Source organism: Azospirillum humicireducens (assembly GCF_001639105.2).
In the GTDB taxonomy this organism is placed as follows: Bacteria; Pseudomonadota; Alphaproteobacteria; order Azospirillales; family Azospirillaceae; genus Azospirillum; species Azospirillum humicireducens.
This window is the reverse complement of the sequence record NZ_CP028906.1, coordinates 287,805-305,819: the sequence shown is the minus strand read 5'-3', so window position 1 is coordinate 305,819 and position 18,015 is coordinate 287,805. Positions and strand designations below refer to the sequence as shown.

Sequence of the window (18,015 nt, the reverse complement as noted above, 5' to 3'; positions counted from 1 at the left end):
NCCCTCTCCCCGGGGGGGAGAGGGGATTGGTCCTGGATTGAGTTCAGCCACCCCCTCAACCGCTCGCGGACATCGGCGGGGCTTTCGCCGTTGGGGGGGCGGAAGTCCCAGCCCCACTGTTCGAGGTCGCGGTAGCCGCTGGCGGGGTCGGCGCGCAGGTCGCGGCCATGCATGCCCTCCCAGGCGCCCCAGTCCATCTCGATCAGGCGCGGGTCGGTGTGGACGGGGCGGCTCTTGCCGAGGATGGTGGCGGTCTCCATGGCGCGGGAGAGCGGGCTGGCGTGCAGGGCGGCGTCGCGCCAGTCCGGCGGAAGGGTCAGGGCGGCGAGCTGTTCGCGGCTTTCCGGGGCCAGCGGGATGTCGGTGCGGCCCTGGATGCGGCCCTCGCGGTTCCAGGCGGTGATGCCGTGGCGCAGGAAAGCGAGGCGGATCATGGCATCCGTCCAAGGGGCAGTCCGGTCAGCAGGCCGCGCAGGCGGTCGGCGGCCGCGGTCAGGGCGTGGTGGGCCTCGACATGGGCGCGGGCGCCGCGGCCAAGCGCGCGCAGGGCCGGCGGATCGGCCAGCAGGGCGGCGAGCGCGGCGGCGAACTCCTCCGGGGCCGGGCCGGTCAGCCGGCCGCCGATGCCGTCGCGGATGACGGTGCCGGTGCCGGCATTGTCGATGGCGAGCACCGGCAAGCCCTGGGCCTGCGCCTCCAGATAGACCATGCCGAAGGCCTCGTTCAGGCCGGGCCAGACCAGCAGGTCGGCGGCGCGGTAATGGGCGGCGAGTTCCGCGGGGGCGCAGGCGCCCAGGAGCCGCACGCGCGGGCCGAAGGGGGTGAACAGGGCCGACACTTCCGCCGCCGCAGGACCGTCGCCGACGATGTCGAGCGTCCAGGGCCGGGCGGCGAGGAGGCCAAGGGATTCGGCCAGCAGGCGGTAGGAGGCCAGCTTGTCGCCCGGCCGCATCATGGCGACGGTCAGAAGCCGGGGCGGCGTGGTCGGCTTTCGGGCCTCCGGGGCCGGCGGCAGGTCGAGGAAGGGGGGCAGCATCGCCACCCGCTGGCCGGGCGGGCCGTAGGCCTCCACCGCCTGACGGTCGCGGGCGCTGACGCAGAGGACAAGGGCGGCGGCCTCGATGGCGGTCTCGGCGGCGGCGGCGAAGCCGGCCCACGGGCCGGTCAGCCGCTTGCGGGCGCGGGTCGCCTCCACCACGACGTAGGGGATGCCGAGCGTGCGTGCGATGTGCGGCCCGATCAGGTCGGGGGCCTTGTAATAGACATGGTAGCTCAGCCACAGCGACGGGCGCCGCTCCGGTTCGGTGGCGTAGAGGGACAGCAGGCGCTCGCATTCGGCGCCGGCGGCGGCCCGGAGATGCGTCTGGACCGCGGCATCGCCAGCGCCGTCATAGACACGCAGGCTGCTCGCCACCTCCGCCGGGCCGGTCGCCTCCAGCGCGCGCAGGATCAGCCGCGCCATCTGGCGGTCGCCGGAGGGAACCGGGTGGTCGACCGGCTTCAGTGGAGCGTAGAAGGCGATGCACGGCTGGGATGGGCGCGGCAGGGATGGGGCGCTCACGCCGCGGCCTCCTCCAGCCGGCGGACGAGGCGGTCGATGCCGGCGGTCATGCCGAACTCGGCGCGCAGGCGGTCATGGGCGGCCCCGCCCAGCCGCAGGCGCAGCGCCGGGTCGCTGGCCAGCCGTTCCAGCGCGGCGGCGATGGCGGGCGGGGTGCCGTCGGTCAGCAGGCCATGGGTGCCGTCGGCGATGAATTCGGGAATCGCCGACACCGCGGTCGACAGGATGGCGAGGCGCTGGCTCGCCGCCTCCATCAGCACGTTGGGCAGGCCGTCGCGGTCGCCGTCGCCCGCCACCACGCTGGTCAGCACGAACAGGTCGGCATGGCGCAGCGCCTCGATCACCGCCGCCTGGTCCTGCGCGCCGCGCCAGTCGATGCGGTCCGACAGGCCGAGCCGCTCGGCCTGGGCGCGCAGGGCCTGCTTCAGCTCGCCGGAGCCGATATGGACCAGCCGCCAATGCAGGCCGTCCGGCAGCATCGCCAGGGCGTCGAGCAGCCGGTCGTAGCCCTTCTTCTCCACCAGCCGGCCGACCGACAGGATCTTCACCGCGCGCTCGGGGGTTGAGCCGTCGCGCGGCGGGGTGGTCGCCTCGCGGTCCGGCGGGGCGGGGAAGCGGGAAAGGTCGAGGCCGTGATAGACGAGGTCGATGCGCGCGGGATCCGCGGCCAGCCCGCGCAGATGCGCCGCCCCCACCGCGGTGCAGGTGACGCCGAAGCGGGCGTCGGCCAGCTTCTCGCGCTTCTCCCACTCCGGCGTGGTCCAGATGTCCTTGGCGTGGGCGGAAAAGCCCCAGCCGATGCCGCGGATCGCCGCGGCATAGCGCCCGACCGAGGCCGGGGTGTGCAGGAAATGGACGTAGACGAAGGGGACATCCGCCGGCAGCTCCGCCGCCAGCACCAGCGCCTGACCGAAGCGGCGGCCCCGGTTGGCGGTGCGGTCGCGCATCAGGTCGCGCAGCCAGCCCAGCGCCGTGCGGGCCAGCCCGGCCGGATGGCGGACCAGCAGCCGGCCGAGTGCGCGCAGCACCCGCCGCGGCTCGTCACGCAGATATTCCGGCAGGTAATGGACCGGCGCGGCGATGCGGTCGTGCAGGGCGTGGCGTCGGCCGTCGGTGGGGTGGCGCAGCGACCAGATCGCCAGATCGACGCCGCGCTCCTGCAGGGCCAGGATCTCCTGCGCGATGAAGGTTTCCGACAGGCGGGGGTATCCCTTCACCACCACCGCAACTTTGATCGGCACGCCAGACAGCACAGGGCCGTCCTTCACCAAGTCAGACGTCATGCGCGCTTGCCCATCGCCGCGCGGGACAGACGTTGCGCCGCGCGCCGGATCGGGGTGACAGGGGTGGCGCAGGCGACCGCCGACTCCGTTTCCAGCACCTCGAGCGTCAACTCGACGATGCGGTCCAGCCCGCCGAGCAGGCCGGGCAGCGGGCTTGCCGAGGGCGGCGGCTGGGCGGGCAGCGCCCGGATGGCGTCGGCCATCGCCCGCGGGTCGCTGCCGTCGCGGTCGCTGTCGAGCGTGCGCAGCAGGCCCAACGCCTCCGCCGCCTCCGCCCGGATGCGCTGTTCCAGCCGCGGGCGGGTGCGCGGTGCCAGCACCGACGGCTTGTCGAAGGACAGGATCTCGCAGAAGGTGTTGTAGCCGCCCATCGCCACCACGCCGATGGCGCCGGCATAGAGGTCTTCCATGCGGGAATGGAAGTTGATGGTCTCCACCCTGCCCTTCAGCCGGCGGATGCGGGCGGCGAATTCCTGGCGGCGGGCATCCTCCAGGAAGGGGCCGTAGACGATCAGGGCGTTGGGGGCGAGATCCGGATCGCTCTCATAGGCGGCGATGGTCCAGTCGACCAGGGCCGCCCCGTCGCCGCCGCCGCCGGGCGTCACCAGCACATAGGGCGCCGCAATCAGCGGATCCCCGGCCTGGGCGGCGCTGCCGCCATCCGTCGGTTCCCGCCGCAGATAGCCGGTGTAGCGCACCCGCGCCGCCACCTCCGGCGGCAGCTCCAGGCCGTCGAGCGGCCGGTAGACCTCCGGCAGGCCGTAGATCCAGAGCTGGTCGTAATAGCGCTCGATGGCGGCGACCGCCTCCTTGCGCTCCCATTCCGGTTGCAGCGCCTCGGGCGCGTCCAGCACGTCGCGCAGGCCCAGCACCACGCGGGTGTTGCCGCCGGCCCGCATCTCCTCCAGCGCCGGCAGGAATTCGCCGTGCAGGCCGGTCGGCTCCTTGTCGACGATGGCGAGCGTCGGGCGGAAGGCGCGGGCGGTGGCGCGGATGATCTCCGCCCGGATGGCGGCTGTCTCCTCGATCGGCAGGCCGAGGTTGCGGGCGGTGTAGCCGCCGTCCGGCTGCTTCACCACGCCCGGCAGGCGCACATGGTCGACCCGCTCCGGAAAATCGAAGCGGCCGGCGACGGGCGAGCCGGTGAGGATCAGCGCCGAGGCGTCGGGAAAGGCCGACACCAGGGCCTGGGCGATGGTCCGCGACCGCCGCAGATGGCCCAGGCCGAAGGTGTCGTGGCTGTAGAGCAGGATGCGCGGCGGCGTCCGGTCGGGATGGAGGGACCGAAGGGATGGCTGTGGCTGGTGCATACTCGGACACTCCGCTTCAGCAATGCTTCGGAACCGAAAATCCGTTGCGGGACAGATCGTCGTTCTGGTCAGGGAACCGGTTCGGCCGCCGGCGGTTGCGGTTTTGTCCAGGCGCCAGCGGCAACGCTCCAGCCTGGATTAAACCCCTCACATGGATTGTGCTGCGCATCAATATGGCTTCCGACCGGTGGCGACAACCTGCCTACACCGTGTGATATATGAGCAACGGTCGTGCCGGGCGGGCATGGCGCCAGCCATGATGCCGGCATGTCGGACGGCTCAATCGCCATGATAGGGATCCAGGGCGTCACGCAGTCCATCACCGAAGAAGTTGAAGGACAAGACTACCAGGATCACCGGCAGCATCGGCAATGACACCCATGGATAGGTTTCCACGGCCATCAGGTTCTGGGCGTCGTTCAGCATCACCCCCCAGCTGGTCGCCGGCGGGCGCAGGCCGAGCCCCAGAAAGGACAGTGCCGTCTCGCCCAGGATCATCGCCGGGATCGACAGGGTGGCGCTGGCCAGCAGATGGCTGGCGAAGTTGGGCAGCAGGTGGCGGCGGATGATCCGCGCCGGGCTGGCGCCCATCAGCTCCGCCGCCATGACGAAATCCTCCTCGCGCAACGCCAGGAAGCGGGAGCGAACGGCGCGGGCCAGCGACGGCCAGTCCAGCAGGCCGAGGATGACGGAGATGCAGAGGAACACCGTCACCGGGCTCCATTGCGCCGGCACCGCGGCGGACAGCGCCAGCCACAGCGGCAGTTCCGGCAGGGATTTCAGGATCTCAGACAGGCGCTGCACCCCGGCGTCGATCCAGCCGCCGAAATAGCCGGCCATGCCGCCCAGCGTGACGCCGATGGCGAAGGATACGGCGATGCCCAGCAGCCCGACGGTCAGCGACAGCTGCGCCCCGATGGCCAGCCGCGACAACATGTCCCGCCCCAGCCGGTCGGTGCCGAGCAGATGCAGCGTCGCCCCCGGCGGCGGGCAGACCAGCCGCATCCGCATCTCCACCAGCCCGAGGAAGCGGTAGGGCGCGCCGGGGCAGAAGAACTCCAGCGGCATCGGCCGGCTTTCGTCGGCCTCGTAGCGCCAGCGATAGTCCTTCAGGTCGGGCCGTCCGGCGGTCGGGTAGACGAAGGGGCCGATGAACCGCCCCTCGTGGAACAGGTGGATGCCCTGCGGCGGGGCGTAGAGATGCTCCACGTCGCGTTCGTTGGCGCCGTAGGGAACCAGGAAATCGACGAAGGGCAGGCTGAGATAGGACAGCCCGAGGAACAGCGCCCCCAGCACCGCCAGCCGGTGGCGCAGGAAGCGCCGCAGCATCAGCCGCGCGGTCGAGGCGCCCGGATCGAAGCGGGTCGCCGGACCGTCCGGCGCCGCCGGATCGGGATAGGGCCGGCTGTCGACGTAATGGTCCCAGCCGCCTTTCACGTCTCCGCCTTCCATGCTCCGGTCCTTCATGACTGGGCCTTCCTTCCCTTGCCCAGCCGGATGCGGGGATCGAGCAGCGCCAGCGCGATGTCGGAGATCAGCATGCCGACCAGCACCAGCAGCGAGATGAACATCAGGATGAAGCCGGACAGGAAGATGTCCTGCGCCCGAAGCGCCCCCAGCAGGGCCGGCCCGATGGTGGGCAGGCTGAGCACGACCGAGATCAGCACCGAGCCCGACACCAGCGACGGCAGCAGCGACCCGATGTCGGAGACGAAGGGGTTCAGCGCCATGCGCAGCGGATAGCGGGTCAGCCGGCGCAGCGGCGGCACGCCCTTGGCCTTGGCGGTGACGACATAGGGCTTGCCCAGCTCGTCCAGCAGGTTGGCGCGCAGGCGCCGCACCATGGCGGCGGTGCCCGACAGGCCGATGACGATGGTGGGGACGATCAGGTGCTCCAGCACCGAGCCGATCTTGCCCCAGCTCATCGGCTGGTTCTCGTACTCGGCGTCCAGCAGACCGCCGATCGGCAGGCCCAGCCATTTCTGGCCGTAATAGAGCAGGATCAGCGCCAGCAGGAAGTTGGGCGTCGCCAGCCCGATATAGCCGACGGTGGCGGCGAGATAATCGACCCAGCTGTTGGCGCGGATCGCCGCCAGCGCCCCCAGCGGGAAGGAGACCAGATAGACGAACAGCACGGCGGCGAGGTTGAGGATGACGGTGAACCACAGGGTTTCGCCCACCACCTCCGCCACCGGCTTGTTGAACTCGAACGACCAGCCGAGGTCGCCCTGCAGCAGGCCGTTGAAGCCGTTCGGCCCCGGCCAGACGCCGATCCAGACCAGATATTGTTCGGGCAGCGGGCGGTCCAGCGCGTATTCGCGGCGCAGGAATTCGGCCTTGGCGAGGCCGGCCTCCTGGCCGGTGGCCCGCAGTTCCGCGATCTGGTTGGACAGGTAATCGCCGGGCGGCAGGTTGATGACGATGAAGATCAGCATCGACACCGCGATCAGGGTCGGGATCATCACCAGCAGCCGGCGCAGGATGAAACGCAGCATGGCGGTCAATCCTCCCTGCGGTGGAGGCCGGCCGGCTCCGGGTCGGCCGGGCGGGCGTCGGCGAAATAGAACTCGTCGGGCCGGTAGATGCCGAGATAGGCGCCGGGATCCCACAGCCACAGCCCCTTGTCAGGCACGTTGCGCAGGCGGTTGGCGACGGCGATCGGCTGGGGCGTCTTCGACACCACGCCGATGGCGAAGATCTGGTCGGCATGGATGTCGAGCATCGCCGACCACAGGGCGCGCCGTTCGGTCTCGTCGGTGGTGTGGCGCCAGCGGCGGGCGAAGTCCATCAGCTCCTGCGGGATGGGCATGTCGATGGGCTCGCCCGCACTGCCGGAGGTCTGGTAATATTGCCCCCATTTCGGCCAGCTGAAATTCTCCTGGGTCATCGGCGCCAGCTCCTCCGGGCTGCTGTCGGGATCGGGGACGCCGTTGTCCCAGCCGCCCCACACCGCCATCATGGTCTGGCCGGCATAGACGCGGTTGCGCAGCACGTCGCGGTCCACCGTGCGCACCAGCAGCCGGACGCCGATGTCGCGCCAGGTCTCCGCGATGATCTGCAGCGCGTCGGCCACCTCCGGCTTCTCGCCCGAGGATTCGACGATCACCTCCAGCGGGCGGCCGTCGGGCAGGTCGCGGTACGCCTCGCCGCGCTTGCGCTTCAGCCCGATCTCGTCCAGCAGCGCCGCCGCCCGTTTGGGGTCGTAGCCGGTCCACACGCCGGTGCGTTCCGGCTTGTAGAGCGGGCTTCCCGGCAGCACGTCCACGCCGCTTTCCCGCGCCAGCCCGAAGAAGAGCGAGCGGTTGACGATCCGCCGGTCGATCCCCATCGACAGGGCGCGGCGGAAGCGGGCGTCGCGCAGCAGGCCGCGCCAGACCGGGTCGTTGTAGTTCAGGTTGGGGTAGAGCGCGATCTCCGCCGCCTTGCCCTCCGGCCACAGCAGGGTGCGGTAGTTGCCGGCCGCCTCCCCCGCCACCAGCACCGGCACCTGGGAGAAGGTCAGCCCCTCCGCCTGGAGGTCGGCCTTGCCGGTGGCGACCTGCGCCGGGATCAGCCCGGCCGCCATCACCGTCACGTCCAGCCCGTCGGCGTAGGGCAGCTGCATGCCGCGGGTGTCGAAGCGGTGGTAATAGGGGTTGCGCTGGAACAGCAGATGGCTGCCGGTGCCCTTCGACATCGCCATCCAGGGCTGGAGGGTCGGTTCGTCCGGATTCTCCATGCGGAACATGTCGTCGCGGGCATTGTGCAGGGCCGCCCAGTTGCGGACCTTGTACTTGGCGATCAGCGGCGCCAGCTCCGCCTCGCCGGTGTAGCGGGCGTGGAAGCGCTTCAGGTAATGGGCCGGCCGGTAGATGAAGGGCGGCCGGGCGGCGGCGAGCGCGGGCAGGAAATAGGGGTTCGGCTCCTCCCAGCGGAAGCGGGCGGTGACCGCGTCGGGAAAGCTGACCTGGGGCGGCTTGCCGTCCACCAGCATGAAGCGCGGCGGGCCGGAGGGCGAGAGCATGGGGTTGTTGGCGATGTCCTCCCACCAATAGCGGATGTCGTCGCTGGTGAAGGGGGCGCCGTCGGACCAGCGGTGGCCGGCGCGCAAGCTCAGGGTGAAGTCGCGGCCGTCGACGACGGTCACGTCCTTCAGGATGTCGGGGACCAGCTCGCGCTTCTCGTTGTAGCCGACCAGCCGGGCATAGCCGTAGAGCACGGCGATGCGGCTGTTGCGCCGCTGGGTGATGAAGCTGCGGATCCAGCCGCCGGAACGGCCGAGGTCGCGGCCCTTCGCCGTCGGATCGACGATGAGCGGCTCCTCCGGCATGCGCTGGCTGACGGGGGGGATGAGGCCGTAGACGACCTGATCGCGCAGCAGCGCCGGCTCCTGCGGGGTGAAGGCGGCGGCGGGGCTGGCGAGGAGGAGGGTGAGGAGGANAAGGGGCCCATGCGAAGCATGGGAAGGGTGAGGGGGTAGGCACGAAGCCATGCGGTTCAGGAGTCTTGGGATACCCCTCACCCACCCCGCCGCAAAGCGGCGGGGCCCCCCCCTCTCCCGGGGCGGGAGAGGGCGCTTATCGTGCAGGACGCCTGGAACCGTCTTCATGCCGCCCGCCTCGCGAAATGGCCCCTGACGAAATGGCCGGGGGCGGCTTCCACCAGGGGCGGCGGGGCGCCGTCGGGGGTGGGGCGGAAGGCTTCCGGCCACAGGTCGGGGGCGCCGGCGCCGAGCGCCACGGTGGCGACGTCGATCGGGCGGCTGACGTCCGGTTCGGGCGAGGCGGCGATCAGCGCGCGGGTGTAGGGATGCAGCGGGGCGGAGAACAGGACGGCCGGCGGCGCCTGCTCCATCACCCGGCCGGCGCGCATCACCGCCACCCGGTCGGCCAGCCGCGCCACCACCGCCAGATCGTGCGAGATGAACATCAGGCTGAGGCCGAGCCGCCGCTTGATCGATTCCAGCAGGTCGAGAACCTGCGCCTGAACCGACACGTCGAGCGCCGAGGTCGGCTCGTCGCAGATCAGCAGCTGCGGATCGAGGGCGAGCGCGCGGGCGATGCCGATGCGCTGGCGCTGGCCGCCCGAGAAGGCATGCGGATAGCGGTTGGCCCAGGCGGGATCGAGCCCGACCTGCGCCATCAGCGCCCGCACCCGCTCGCGCCGTTCGCCGCGGTCGCAGACGCCATGGATCGCCAGCGGCTCCGCGATGATCTCGCCGACGCTCATGCGGGGACTGAGGGAGGCATAGGGGTCCTGGAACACCATCTGGGCACGGCGGCGGTAGGCGGTCAGCTCCGGCCCCGCGGCGGACAGGAGGTCGAGCGGCTGTTCCCCGGCTGACGGGCGGAACAGCAGGCGGCCGCCGGGGTCCGGCCGTTCCGCCAGCATCGCAAGCCGCGCCATCGTCGTCTTGCCCGATCCTGACTCGCCGACGATGGCCAGCGTCTCCCCGCGGCGCACCGACAGGTCGATGCCATCCAGCGCCCGCACGCGGGCGGAGCCGCGCTCATAGGTCTTGCCGACGCCGTGGAACTCCAGGATGGCGTCCTCCGCGCCCGTGGCGGGAAGGGCGCAGGTCATCTCGGGAATCGAGGGGGCGGCGGCCATCAGCTTCCGGGTATAGCCGTGCAGCGGCCGGCCCAGCACATCGGCGCAGCAGCCGGATTCCATCACCCGGCCGGCGCGCATCACCACCACGGCATCGGCCATGTTGGCGACCACCCCCAGATCGTGGGTGACCAGCAGCACCGCCATGCCGGTCTCGGCCTGCAGCTCCTTGATCAGCGCCAGCACCTGGGCCTGCAGGGTGACGTCCAGCGCCGTGGTCGGCTCGTCGGCGATCAGCAGCTGCGGGCGCGCCACCATCGCCATGGCGATCATCGCCCGCTGGCGCAGGCCGCCCGACAGCTGGAACGGGTAGGAGTGGAAGGCGCGCAGCGGATCGGGGAAGCCGACCCGCTCGAACATGGCGAGGCACTGGTCGCGGGCGCTCCGGCGGTTGCAGTGGCCATGCAGTTGCAGAACCTCCATCGTCTGGTCGCCGATGCTGTGGAGCGGCGACAGCGCGCTCATCGGTTCCTGGAAGATCATCGAGATGCGGCTGCCGCGGATGTCGCGCAGGCCGGAGCGCGAGACCCGCAGCAGGTCGACCGCCTCCGGCCCATGGCCGAACAGGATGGAGCCGCCGGCCACCTCCGCGCCGCGCGGCAGGATGTGCAGGATGCTGCGGCAGGTCAGCGTCTTGCCGGACCCCGATTCGCCGACCAGCGCCACGCTCTGCCCCGCCCCGACCGAGAAGCCGACGCCGTCGACGACCGGACGGTCGACCGGCGCAGTGCGGAAACGGATCGTCAGACCCTCCACCTTCAGCATCGTCGCGTCTCCAGGAGGAATGCCCTCTCCCGCCCCGGGAGAGGGGNTCCGCATTGGTCCCTTCCCTCTCCCGGGGCGGGAGAGGGACTTGAGCATCCGAGGGCGTCGGGGTGGGCCCCGAGCCGGCCGGTCCCTCGCTGGTCAGGCGCTTGCCGATCTGCTGGATCACCCGCATCGGCAGGTCCGGCACCGACGGCAGAAGCCGCAGCATCGCCGCGCCGTCGAGCCGCAGCAGACGCAGGTCGGTGCGCGCCCGGATGGTGGAGAAGCGGCGGACGCCGGCCAGAAGCTCCACCTCACCCATCACTTCCGGCGGCTTGATGTCGGCGATGTGCAGCGGCGGCTGGTTGTCGGGCATCAGCCGCACCATCTCCGCCTCGCCGTCCGCCAGGACGAAGACGAACTCCGACGGCTCGCCGCTGCGGAAGATGAAGTCGCCGGCCGACACCGTCCGCCATTCCGACATCGTGAGCATCCTGCGCAGCACCGTTTCCGGCAGGTCGGAAAAGACGGGGGAGCGCGACAGCAGCCGCAGGGCGGGCTCGTCGGTGCCCTCCCCGTCGCCGGGCATGCTGTCCTCCTGCTGGTCGCCGCCGTTCTGGCCGCGCCGGACCAGCCGGCCATCCTCCAGGTCGTAGAGCGCGTCGAAGGCCGGATTGTCGGCGATCCGCTCCTCCAGCACGATCAGCGTCATCTCCGGCAGCAGCTCCTTCATGCGCAGGAAGATGCGCATCCGTTCGTCCGGGTCGTAGCTGTTCAGCGCCTGATAGATCACGAAGATGTCGGGCTTCTTCATCAGCCCCCGCGTCAACTGGATCCGCTGCCGCACGCTGATCGGCAGCAGCGAACCGCCGATGCCGACCTCGCCCAGGACCACCAGGATCAGCACGAAGGCGCGCGCGTCGGTCCGCTCCAGCGCCTCGTCCACCAAGGACCGCAACTGGGTGATCGCGCGGGGATCCTCGGTGGTGATGCGGCCGAACAGCAGATTGTCCATCACGTTCAGACGCGGGTGATAGAGATCCTGGTCGAAGACGGCGACCTTGTCGCGCAGCTCCTGCGGCATGTCGTCCAGCAGGCGGCGGCGGATCGCCATGATCGCCTCGCGTTCCGGCGGCGGGGCGAAGTCCATGCCGTCGCGCTTGGGCACGATCATCAGGAACATGGTGGCGAACAGCAGCGTGTCGGCCTCCTGGTGGCGGCGCTGGGGCCGCTCGGACCGGCGCTTCAGGCGGGTGACCGCCTCCACCAGCTCCTCGAACAGGGCGTCGTCGATGTGCGGGTAGCGCATGATCATGACGTCGCCGTCGGCGCTGTCGCGATAGACGCCGACCACCCGCATGGCGAAGCGGCGGCCGATGCGCACGGCGGAGTCCCACAGCCCATGAGCCTCCATCAGGGCGCGGATGGCAGGGTCGCAGACCATGCGGGCGACGGTCAGCCGCTTGCCGTCCGGCAGGCCGAACAGCAGGTTCTCGGCAAGGCTGCCATAGGGGTTGAAGCGGTCGCGCTCGAAGCGGGCCAGCAGCGTGTCCATGCCGCGTTCGGTGATGGCGTCGCGCAGCCAGTGGCGGGCGCGCAGCAGCGGCTCGGCGACGAAGGGATAGTCGTCGGGGTCGAACACCTCGCGCAGGCCGCGCTGGTAGACGGCGTTCTCGCCGCCGGTGGCCGCCAGACACTGCATGAACCAGGGCCGCAGGCTGGCCCAGTCGGTCGCGCCGATCATGGCGAAGTCGGTCCAGATGCCTTCCATGCTGTCGGTGGAGTTGCCGGACGCCTCGGCCTCCACGATCTCGCGCCGGCGGGCCGGGCTCATCGTCTCATGATCGTCGGGCGGCGGGCGGTGGCGCAGCCCATAGGTGATGTTCTGCATCATGCTGCCGGTGAACATGCGCGGTTCCGGGCTGGCATAGGCCATGCGGCGCCCCAGCAGGTCGAGCGGCAGCTGGTCCAGCGTCTGGTCGCCGATGGTGATCCGGCCGGAGGTCGGCGGCGACAGCCGCACCAGCACCTCGGCCAGACGGCGCAGCGCCAGCGCGTTGGTGCCGGCGATGCCGACCAGTGCGCCCGGCGGCACCTCCAGCGACAGCCGTTGCAGCATGCGGTCGCCGTATTCGTTGGCCCAGGTCACCGCTTCCAGCCGCATCGGGGCCTTCAGGTCGGTGGGCGTGGCGGGCGTCGTCGGGGCCCATTCGAACAGGAAGGGCGGGGAGAACTGGTCGGCGATCTGCTCGTACTTGATCTGGGCGTCGATCATGTTCTGGTAATAGTCGAGCAGCTCCTTCCAGGGGGCGGTCAGATCCTTGAAGGCCGACAGCGCCGCCACCAGCGCGCCGATGGTCAGGTCGCCCTGCAGGACCAGATAGCCGCCGATGGAGAACAGGAAGAAGGGCGTGATCTGGTTGATGAAGTTGTTCAGGAACTTGACGAAATACTTTCGCTTGTAGATTTCAAGCCTGATCCAGTAGATGCTGCCGAGATACTGCGAGAATTGGGCCAGTACGTAGCGGATGGTGCCGTTGACGCGGATCTCGCGGACATTTTCCACGCTTTCGCCGATGCGTTCGGACAGTTGCCGGACCTTGCGCACCCGCTCCTTCCCCAGCATCTTCACTTTGATCTGCAATTTGGGGATGATGTAGGCCTGCACCGGGATCAGCGCGATCGACACCAGCCCGATGGTCGGCTGCTGGATGAACAGGAACAGCAGGATCGTCAGCATCGTGCCGCCCTGGTAGAGCGGCTGGGCGAAGGAATCGCCGATGAAGCCGGCCAGCGGTTCGGTTTCCGACGTGACGGTGGAGATCAGCTCTCCCTGGCTGACCTTGGAGAAATGCGGCAGCGGGAAGCGCAGCATGCGGTCGAGCAGCATGAAGCGCAGGCGCCGCACCTGCCGTTCGCCGACCACCCCCTTGAAGGTGTTGATGCGCATCTTGAAGGCGCCGTTGGCGAGCACCAGCGCCAGGAAGGCGAAGCACAGCACCAGCAGGTAGGTCACCGGCCCCATGGCGACGCCCAGGATCTCGCGCACCGGCTGGGGATCGGACAGGGCCCGGTTGATGATGATCTTCGGCAGTTCCAGCGATGCGTAGAGCACCGGGAAGGATGCGATGGTCAACAGGGCGAGCAGGATCTGCTGTCGGCCGCTGTGCTTCCAAATGAACTGAAAAATATTGCGGTCCATCAATGGCCTTCAGCGTCGCAACCGTCGTCCGCCCGAAGGGAGCCCGGCATCGGTGCCGGGTTCCCTTGGGGCGGAAGGGTCTGAAGATTGGCGTCGGGCGAGCCGTTTTCCACTGCCGGAACTGCGCCTTTCCCCCGCATGCCTGCCCCCTGCATGGGCGCCGCGCCGCTCAGCCTTCCACCCGCCAGGCATGATAGGGCCAGCGCTCGTCCGCCGGCAGGGGAAGCGGGGTCCAGTCGGGGCGCTCCAGCGGACGGTCGGACAGCACGACGCCGCCCGGCAGCATCAGCCCGTCGATCAGCGGGGCCAGCCAGGCCGCCTGTGCGGCGTCATGGTTGCGGTCGGTGCTGCCGAAATCGGCATGGGCCAGCCGGGCGCAGCGGCCGAACCGGTCCGCCGCCGCCGGCATCGTCTCTTTGAAATCGCCGATGAACAGGCGGTCCTCATCCGGCGTCAGCTCCGGCGGCACGCGGACCCACATGTCGAAGACCAGGATGTCGCGCGGCGGGAACAGGTGGCGCAGATGGTCGAAGGTACGGCCCTTGCCGAGCCCCACCTCCAGCACCATGCCGTCGCGGCCGGCGACGGCATGCTCGGCCCAGGCCAGCGCGTTGCGCTGCACGGTCAGCCGGTCGATCATGCGGTCGAGCAGCGACCGGGATTCCATCTCTTTGCCCATAGCGGCCCCCATCGGCCCCTCCCCTGCGCTCCACGGATCGGCACGGGCGCAGTGTGAAAGGCCGCGCGCACGCCGTCGAGACAAATTGTCTCTTGGTCGGAGCCGGCGGTGGCTTCCACCCTGCCCGCCTATGGATGGTTCGGGTCGAAGTGCTTCGCCAGCCCCTGCCAGCAGCGGTAATAATCCTGCTGAAGCTCGGCAGTTTCCAGTGCATGCCGTGTCGGACGGATCACGGCGCGCGTTTCGACCATGAAGGCCATGGTGTCGCCGACCCGCTGCGGCCGGCTGGTGTCGGCGGCGGTGGCCTTGGCGAAGGTCTCCGCATCCGGGCCGTGGCCGCTCATGCAGTTGTGCAAGCTCGCCCCGCCGGGCAGGAATCCTTCCTCCTTGGCGTCGTAGACGCCATGGATCAGGCCCATGAATTCGCTGGCGACGTTGCGGTGGAACCAGGGCGGACGGAAGCTGTCCTCCTGCACCAGCCAGCGCGGCGGGAAGATGACGAAGTCGATGCTGTCGACGCCGGGGGTGTCGCTGGGCGATTGCAGCACCAGGAAGATCGACGGGTCCGGGTGGTCGAAGCTGATCGAGCCGATGGTGTTGAAGCGGCGCAGGTCGTATTTGCAGGGCGCATGGTTGCCGTGCCAGGCCACCACGTCCAGCGGCGAGTGGCCGATGGGGGCGCTCCACAGATGGCCGTCGAACTTCGCCACCAGCTCGAAGGCGCCCTCGACATCCTCATACCAGGCGTCGGGTGTCAGGAAGTCGCGCGGGTTGGCCAGCCCGTTGGAGCCGATGGGGCCGAGGTCCGGCAGGCGGAAGGGCGCGCCGAAATTCTCGCAGACATAGCCGCGCGCCGTGCCGTCCGGCAGCTCGACGCGGAAGCGCAGGCCGCGGGGGATCAGCGCGATCTCCTGCGGTTCGACCTCCAGCGCGCCCAGCTCGGTGAACAGGCGCAGGCGTCCCTGCTGCGGCACGATCAGCAGCTCGCCGTCGGCATCGTAGAAGAAGCGCCCTTCCATCGACCGGTTGGCGGCATAGAGATGGATGCCGCAGCCGGCCTGCGCCTGGGGGCCGCCGTTGCCGCCCATGGTGGTCAGCCCGGCGACGAAGTCGGTGGCCATGTCCGGCATCGGCGGCGGGTTCCAGCGCAGCTGCGTCGGCGGAGCCGGCACCTCGTCGAAGCGGCTGGTCAGCCGGCCGGACTCCATCGGCCGGAACGGCTCGTGCACCACCGCCGGACGGATGCGGTAGAGCCAGGAGCGGCGGTTGTGGGCGCGGGGCGCGGTGAAGGCGGTTCCGCTGATCTGTTCGGCATAGAGGCCATAGGGCGGGCGCTGCGGCGAGTTGCGGCCGACGGGCAGCGCGCCCGGCAGCGCTTCCGTCGCGAACTCGTTGCCGAAGCCGGACTGATAGGTGAAGGCGGAGGGCGTCATGCGGGCTGCTCCCTTATCCGGGGGATGCGGCCGGCAACAGGGCCGGGCGCGACCATTTGTCGCTCATATAGTTTCTTTTGAAACTATGCGCNCCACCGAAGGTGGGGGAGGGATGGGGAGGGGGCATCCGCAGCAACACCTCCCCTCCCCCGCCTCAATTCATCCGGCGATCCGGCAGGTCCAGCAGGAAGTCGCCGCCCTCGTCATAGCCGGCGGTGCGGATCACGCCGTATTGCGGGGTCTGCGGCGCCTCGCTGGTCACATCCTGGCGGACTTCCTGGTAGAGCGCATAGCCGTTGCTGTCCTTCGGCAGCGCCAGAACCCGCTTTTTCAGCGCGGTGGCGAAGGGGGAGTTCACCTCGCCGTCGGCCACCGGCTCGTCGCCGCCCGACGACAGCGCCATCACCGAGCGGCGCTGGCGGATCTCCTGCTCGTTGGCGATGCGGCTGGCGTCGACCTTCTGTTCCTTGGTGAAGGCGCCGGAATAGCAGCTGTCCGACACCAGCATCACATGCTTGGCCGGCATGCGGCTGAGGAAACGGCCGATGTCGTTGTTCGACACCCAGTTGCGGGCGCTGGTCGTCTCCGCATCGGCCGGCAGCCAATAGCCGGCGCCGGTTTCCGCCAGTTCATAGCCATGGCCGGCATAATAGACCATCACCTGATCCTGTTCGCCGACCTCACGGCCGAGCCTGCGCAGCGCCTCGCCGATCTGGGCCTTGGTCGGGTTGCGCAGCACCCGCGTTTCGAAGCCGAGATGGTCGTTCAGCGCCTGCCCCACCGCCTTGATGTCGGCGTCCGGCGTGGCCAGCGCGGGAATGCCGGTGTCGCGGTAGCTGTCGACCGCGATCATCAGCGCGATCTTGCGCGGCTTCGGCGGGGCTGCCGGATCGGGCGCGGCGGCAGCGGCGGCATCGATGGCGATGCGCTGCTCGGTCGTCTTGCCCGTCTCGTCGGTCATGGTCAGCGTGGCTTCGGTCTGCCCCGGCTCCACCGGGATGCTGGTGCGGAACTGTCCCTGTTCGTCGATGAAGACCCAGCGGCCGTTCACCCGAGCCTCGGCCAGATTGGCGCTGTCGGCGACGACGCCGCGCAGGGTCATGGTGCCGCCGCGGGTGCGGCCGCCGCGCGCCTGCTGCAGGCTGGGCGGTGCCGCGGAGGCGTTCGGCCGGCCGAACATGTCCGCCGCCGCCGGGTTCGCCACCAGCTGGCGCAGCGCGCCGGAGAAGGCCTGGGTGCGCTGTTCGCGCTCCACCCGCTGCACCATGGCGAGGTAGGTGCGGGCAACCTGCGGCGGCAGGTTGGCCTGGGTCACCGCGGCGCGCACCTGGGCATAGCCGCCCGGCTGGCCCGCCGCGCTGGTCTGCAGGATGCCGCCGACGCGCACCGCCACCGGATCGCTGCTGGAGGTCAGGCCGCCGATCAGGGTGGCGACCGGAACGCTGGCCAGCACGGCGCGCTGTTCCGGCAGCGACAGGCCGCCGGTCGAAAGATCCGTCACCGCCTGCACCATGCCGCCGCTCCCGGCCGCCTGAATCAGCGTGCCTGCCGCCGCCTGGACCTGGGGCGAGGAGAGCAGCTGCGGACCGGGCTGTGACAGGGTGGCGCCGGAGGCATAGGCCTGGGTCGCTTCCGCCGTGAAGGAAACCGACCGGCCCGAGGCCAGAACCACCGTCGCCGGACCGGCCGGTGGCGGTGGCGGCGGAGACGTCGGGCCGTTGCCGGACGACGAACTGCCTCCCGCCGCCTGGGTGCCCTGCCCTTCCCCGCTTTGGGTGGCCGTGTTCCCTGTGGCCGGGGCCTGCTCCAGAGACGACAGGAAGGTCTGCGGCGTGGCTGCGCCGGTCGCCGGAGCCGTCACGACGGACGTCGTGGTGCCGGCGACGGTGGTGGTCGCGGAGGATGTTGCGGCGGCCGTCGCGGTTGTCGGCGTCGCCGCGATCTGCGCCACCGTCTGCAGAACCGTCTGGACGGAACTGTTGCTGACCGCGGCGGTCTGGCTGCCGGAGGACGAACCGTCGGAAGCAGCGGTTCCCGTCGATCCGGTTCCGCTGCCCGACGTATCGGTGCCGGACGTTCCCGTTCCCCCCGTCCCTGTTCCCGAGCTGTCCGTTCCCGTGGACGGCGTGTCGGTTCCGCTTCCGTTTCCGCTGTCGGTTCCGCTGTCGGTTCCGGGTGTGGTCGGCGTGGTCGGGACTTCCGGCACGGTTG

General features: G+C 70.2%; 12 protein-coding genes. All 12 read right to left on the bottom strand.

Annotation, left to right across the window (positions count from 1 at the left end):
* Window position 1: 1 nt before the first annotated feature.
* On the bottom strand, window positions 2-434 hold a 433-nt coding region (locus tag A6A40_RS25840), incomplete at its 3' end, for a histidine phosphatase family protein (RefSeq protein WP_236784039.1).
* A complete protein-coding gene (locus A6A40_RS25835) occupies window positions 431-1,561 on the bottom strand; it encodes a glycosyltransferase family 4 protein (RefSeq protein WP_236784038.1) in 1,131 nt (376 codons plus the stop codon). The genes A6A40_RS25835 and A6A40_RS25840, both read right to left, overlap by 4 nt.
* Window positions 1,558-2,844 carry a glycosyltransferase family 4 protein gene (locus A6A40_RS25830; RefSeq protein WP_108548716.1) on the bottom strand — a complete coding sequence of 429 codons (1,287 nt, stop codon included), beginning with the start codon at window positions 2,842-2,844 and terminating at the stop codon, window positions 1,558-1,560. Before A6A40_RS25830 ends, A6A40_RS25835 begins: the two co-directional genes overlap by 4 nt.
* The gene (locus A6A40_RS25825) at window positions 2,841-4,154 is read right to left on the bottom strand and encodes a glycosyltransferase family protein (RefSeq protein ID WP_108548715.1); all 1,314 of its coding nucleotides are present in this window, start codon (window positions 4,152-4,154) and stop codon (window positions 2,841-2,843) included. The genes A6A40_RS25830 and A6A40_RS25825 overlap by 4 nt, the downstream gene beginning before the upstream one ends.
* A 279-nt stretch (window positions 4,155-4,433) precedes the next feature.
* Window positions 4,434-5,621 (bottom strand): ABC transporter permease, encoded by a 1,188-nt coding sequence (locus A6A40_RS25820; RefSeq protein WP_108548714.1) that lies wholly within the window; start codon window positions 5,619-5,621, stop codon window positions 4,434-4,436.
* A complete protein-coding gene (locus A6A40_RS25815) occupies window positions 5,618-6,649 on the bottom strand; it encodes an ABC transporter permease (RefSeq protein WP_108548713.1) in 1,032 nt (343 codons plus the stop codon). Before A6A40_RS25815 ends, A6A40_RS25820 begins: the two co-directional genes overlap by 4 nt.
* Before the next feature lie 5 nt (window positions 6,650-6,654).
* On the bottom strand, window positions 6,655-8,463 hold the full coding sequence (locus A6A40_RS25810; RefSeq protein WP_236784090.1) for an ABC transporter substrate-binding protein: 1,809 nt from the start codon (window positions 8,461-8,463) through the stop codon (window positions 6,655-6,657).
* 275 nt (window positions 8,464-8,738) lie between these two features.
* Window positions 8,739-10,508 (bottom strand): ABC transporter ATP-binding protein, encoded by a 1,770-nt coding sequence (locus A6A40_RS25805; RefSeq protein ID WP_108548711.1) that lies wholly within the window; start codon window positions 10,506-10,508, stop codon window positions 8,739-8,741.
* A gap of 47 nt (window positions 10,509-10,555) precedes the next feature.
* Window positions 10,556-13,515: ABC transporter transmembrane domain-containing protein (locus A6A40_RS25800; RefSeq protein ID WP_257792310.1), on the bottom strand; the 2,960-nt coding region annotated here is incomplete at its 3' end.
* A gap of 346 nt (window positions 13,516-13,861) precedes the next feature.
* Window positions 13,862-14,359: a class I SAM-dependent methyltransferase gene (locus A6A40_RS25795; protein WP_236784037.1), complete on the bottom strand. Its 498-nt coding sequence runs from the start codon at window positions 14,357-14,359 to the stop codon at window positions 13,862-13,864.
* A gap of 140 nt (window positions 14,360-14,499) precedes the next feature.
* Window positions 14,500-15,804, bottom strand: a complete 1,305-nt coding sequence (hmgA, locus tag A6A40_RS25790; RefSeq protein ID WP_108548709.1) for a homogentisate 1,2-dioxygenase — start codon at window positions 15,802-15,804, stop codon at window positions 14,500-14,502.
* Between the two features lie 154 nt (window positions 15,805-15,958).
* Window positions 15,959-17,665: a caspase family protein gene (locus A6A40_RS31820; RefSeq protein WP_236784088.1), complete on the bottom strand. Its 1,707-nt coding sequence runs from the start codon at window positions 17,663-17,665 to the stop codon at window positions 15,959-15,961.
* Between the last annotated feature and the right edge of the window lie 350 nt (window positions 17,666-18,015).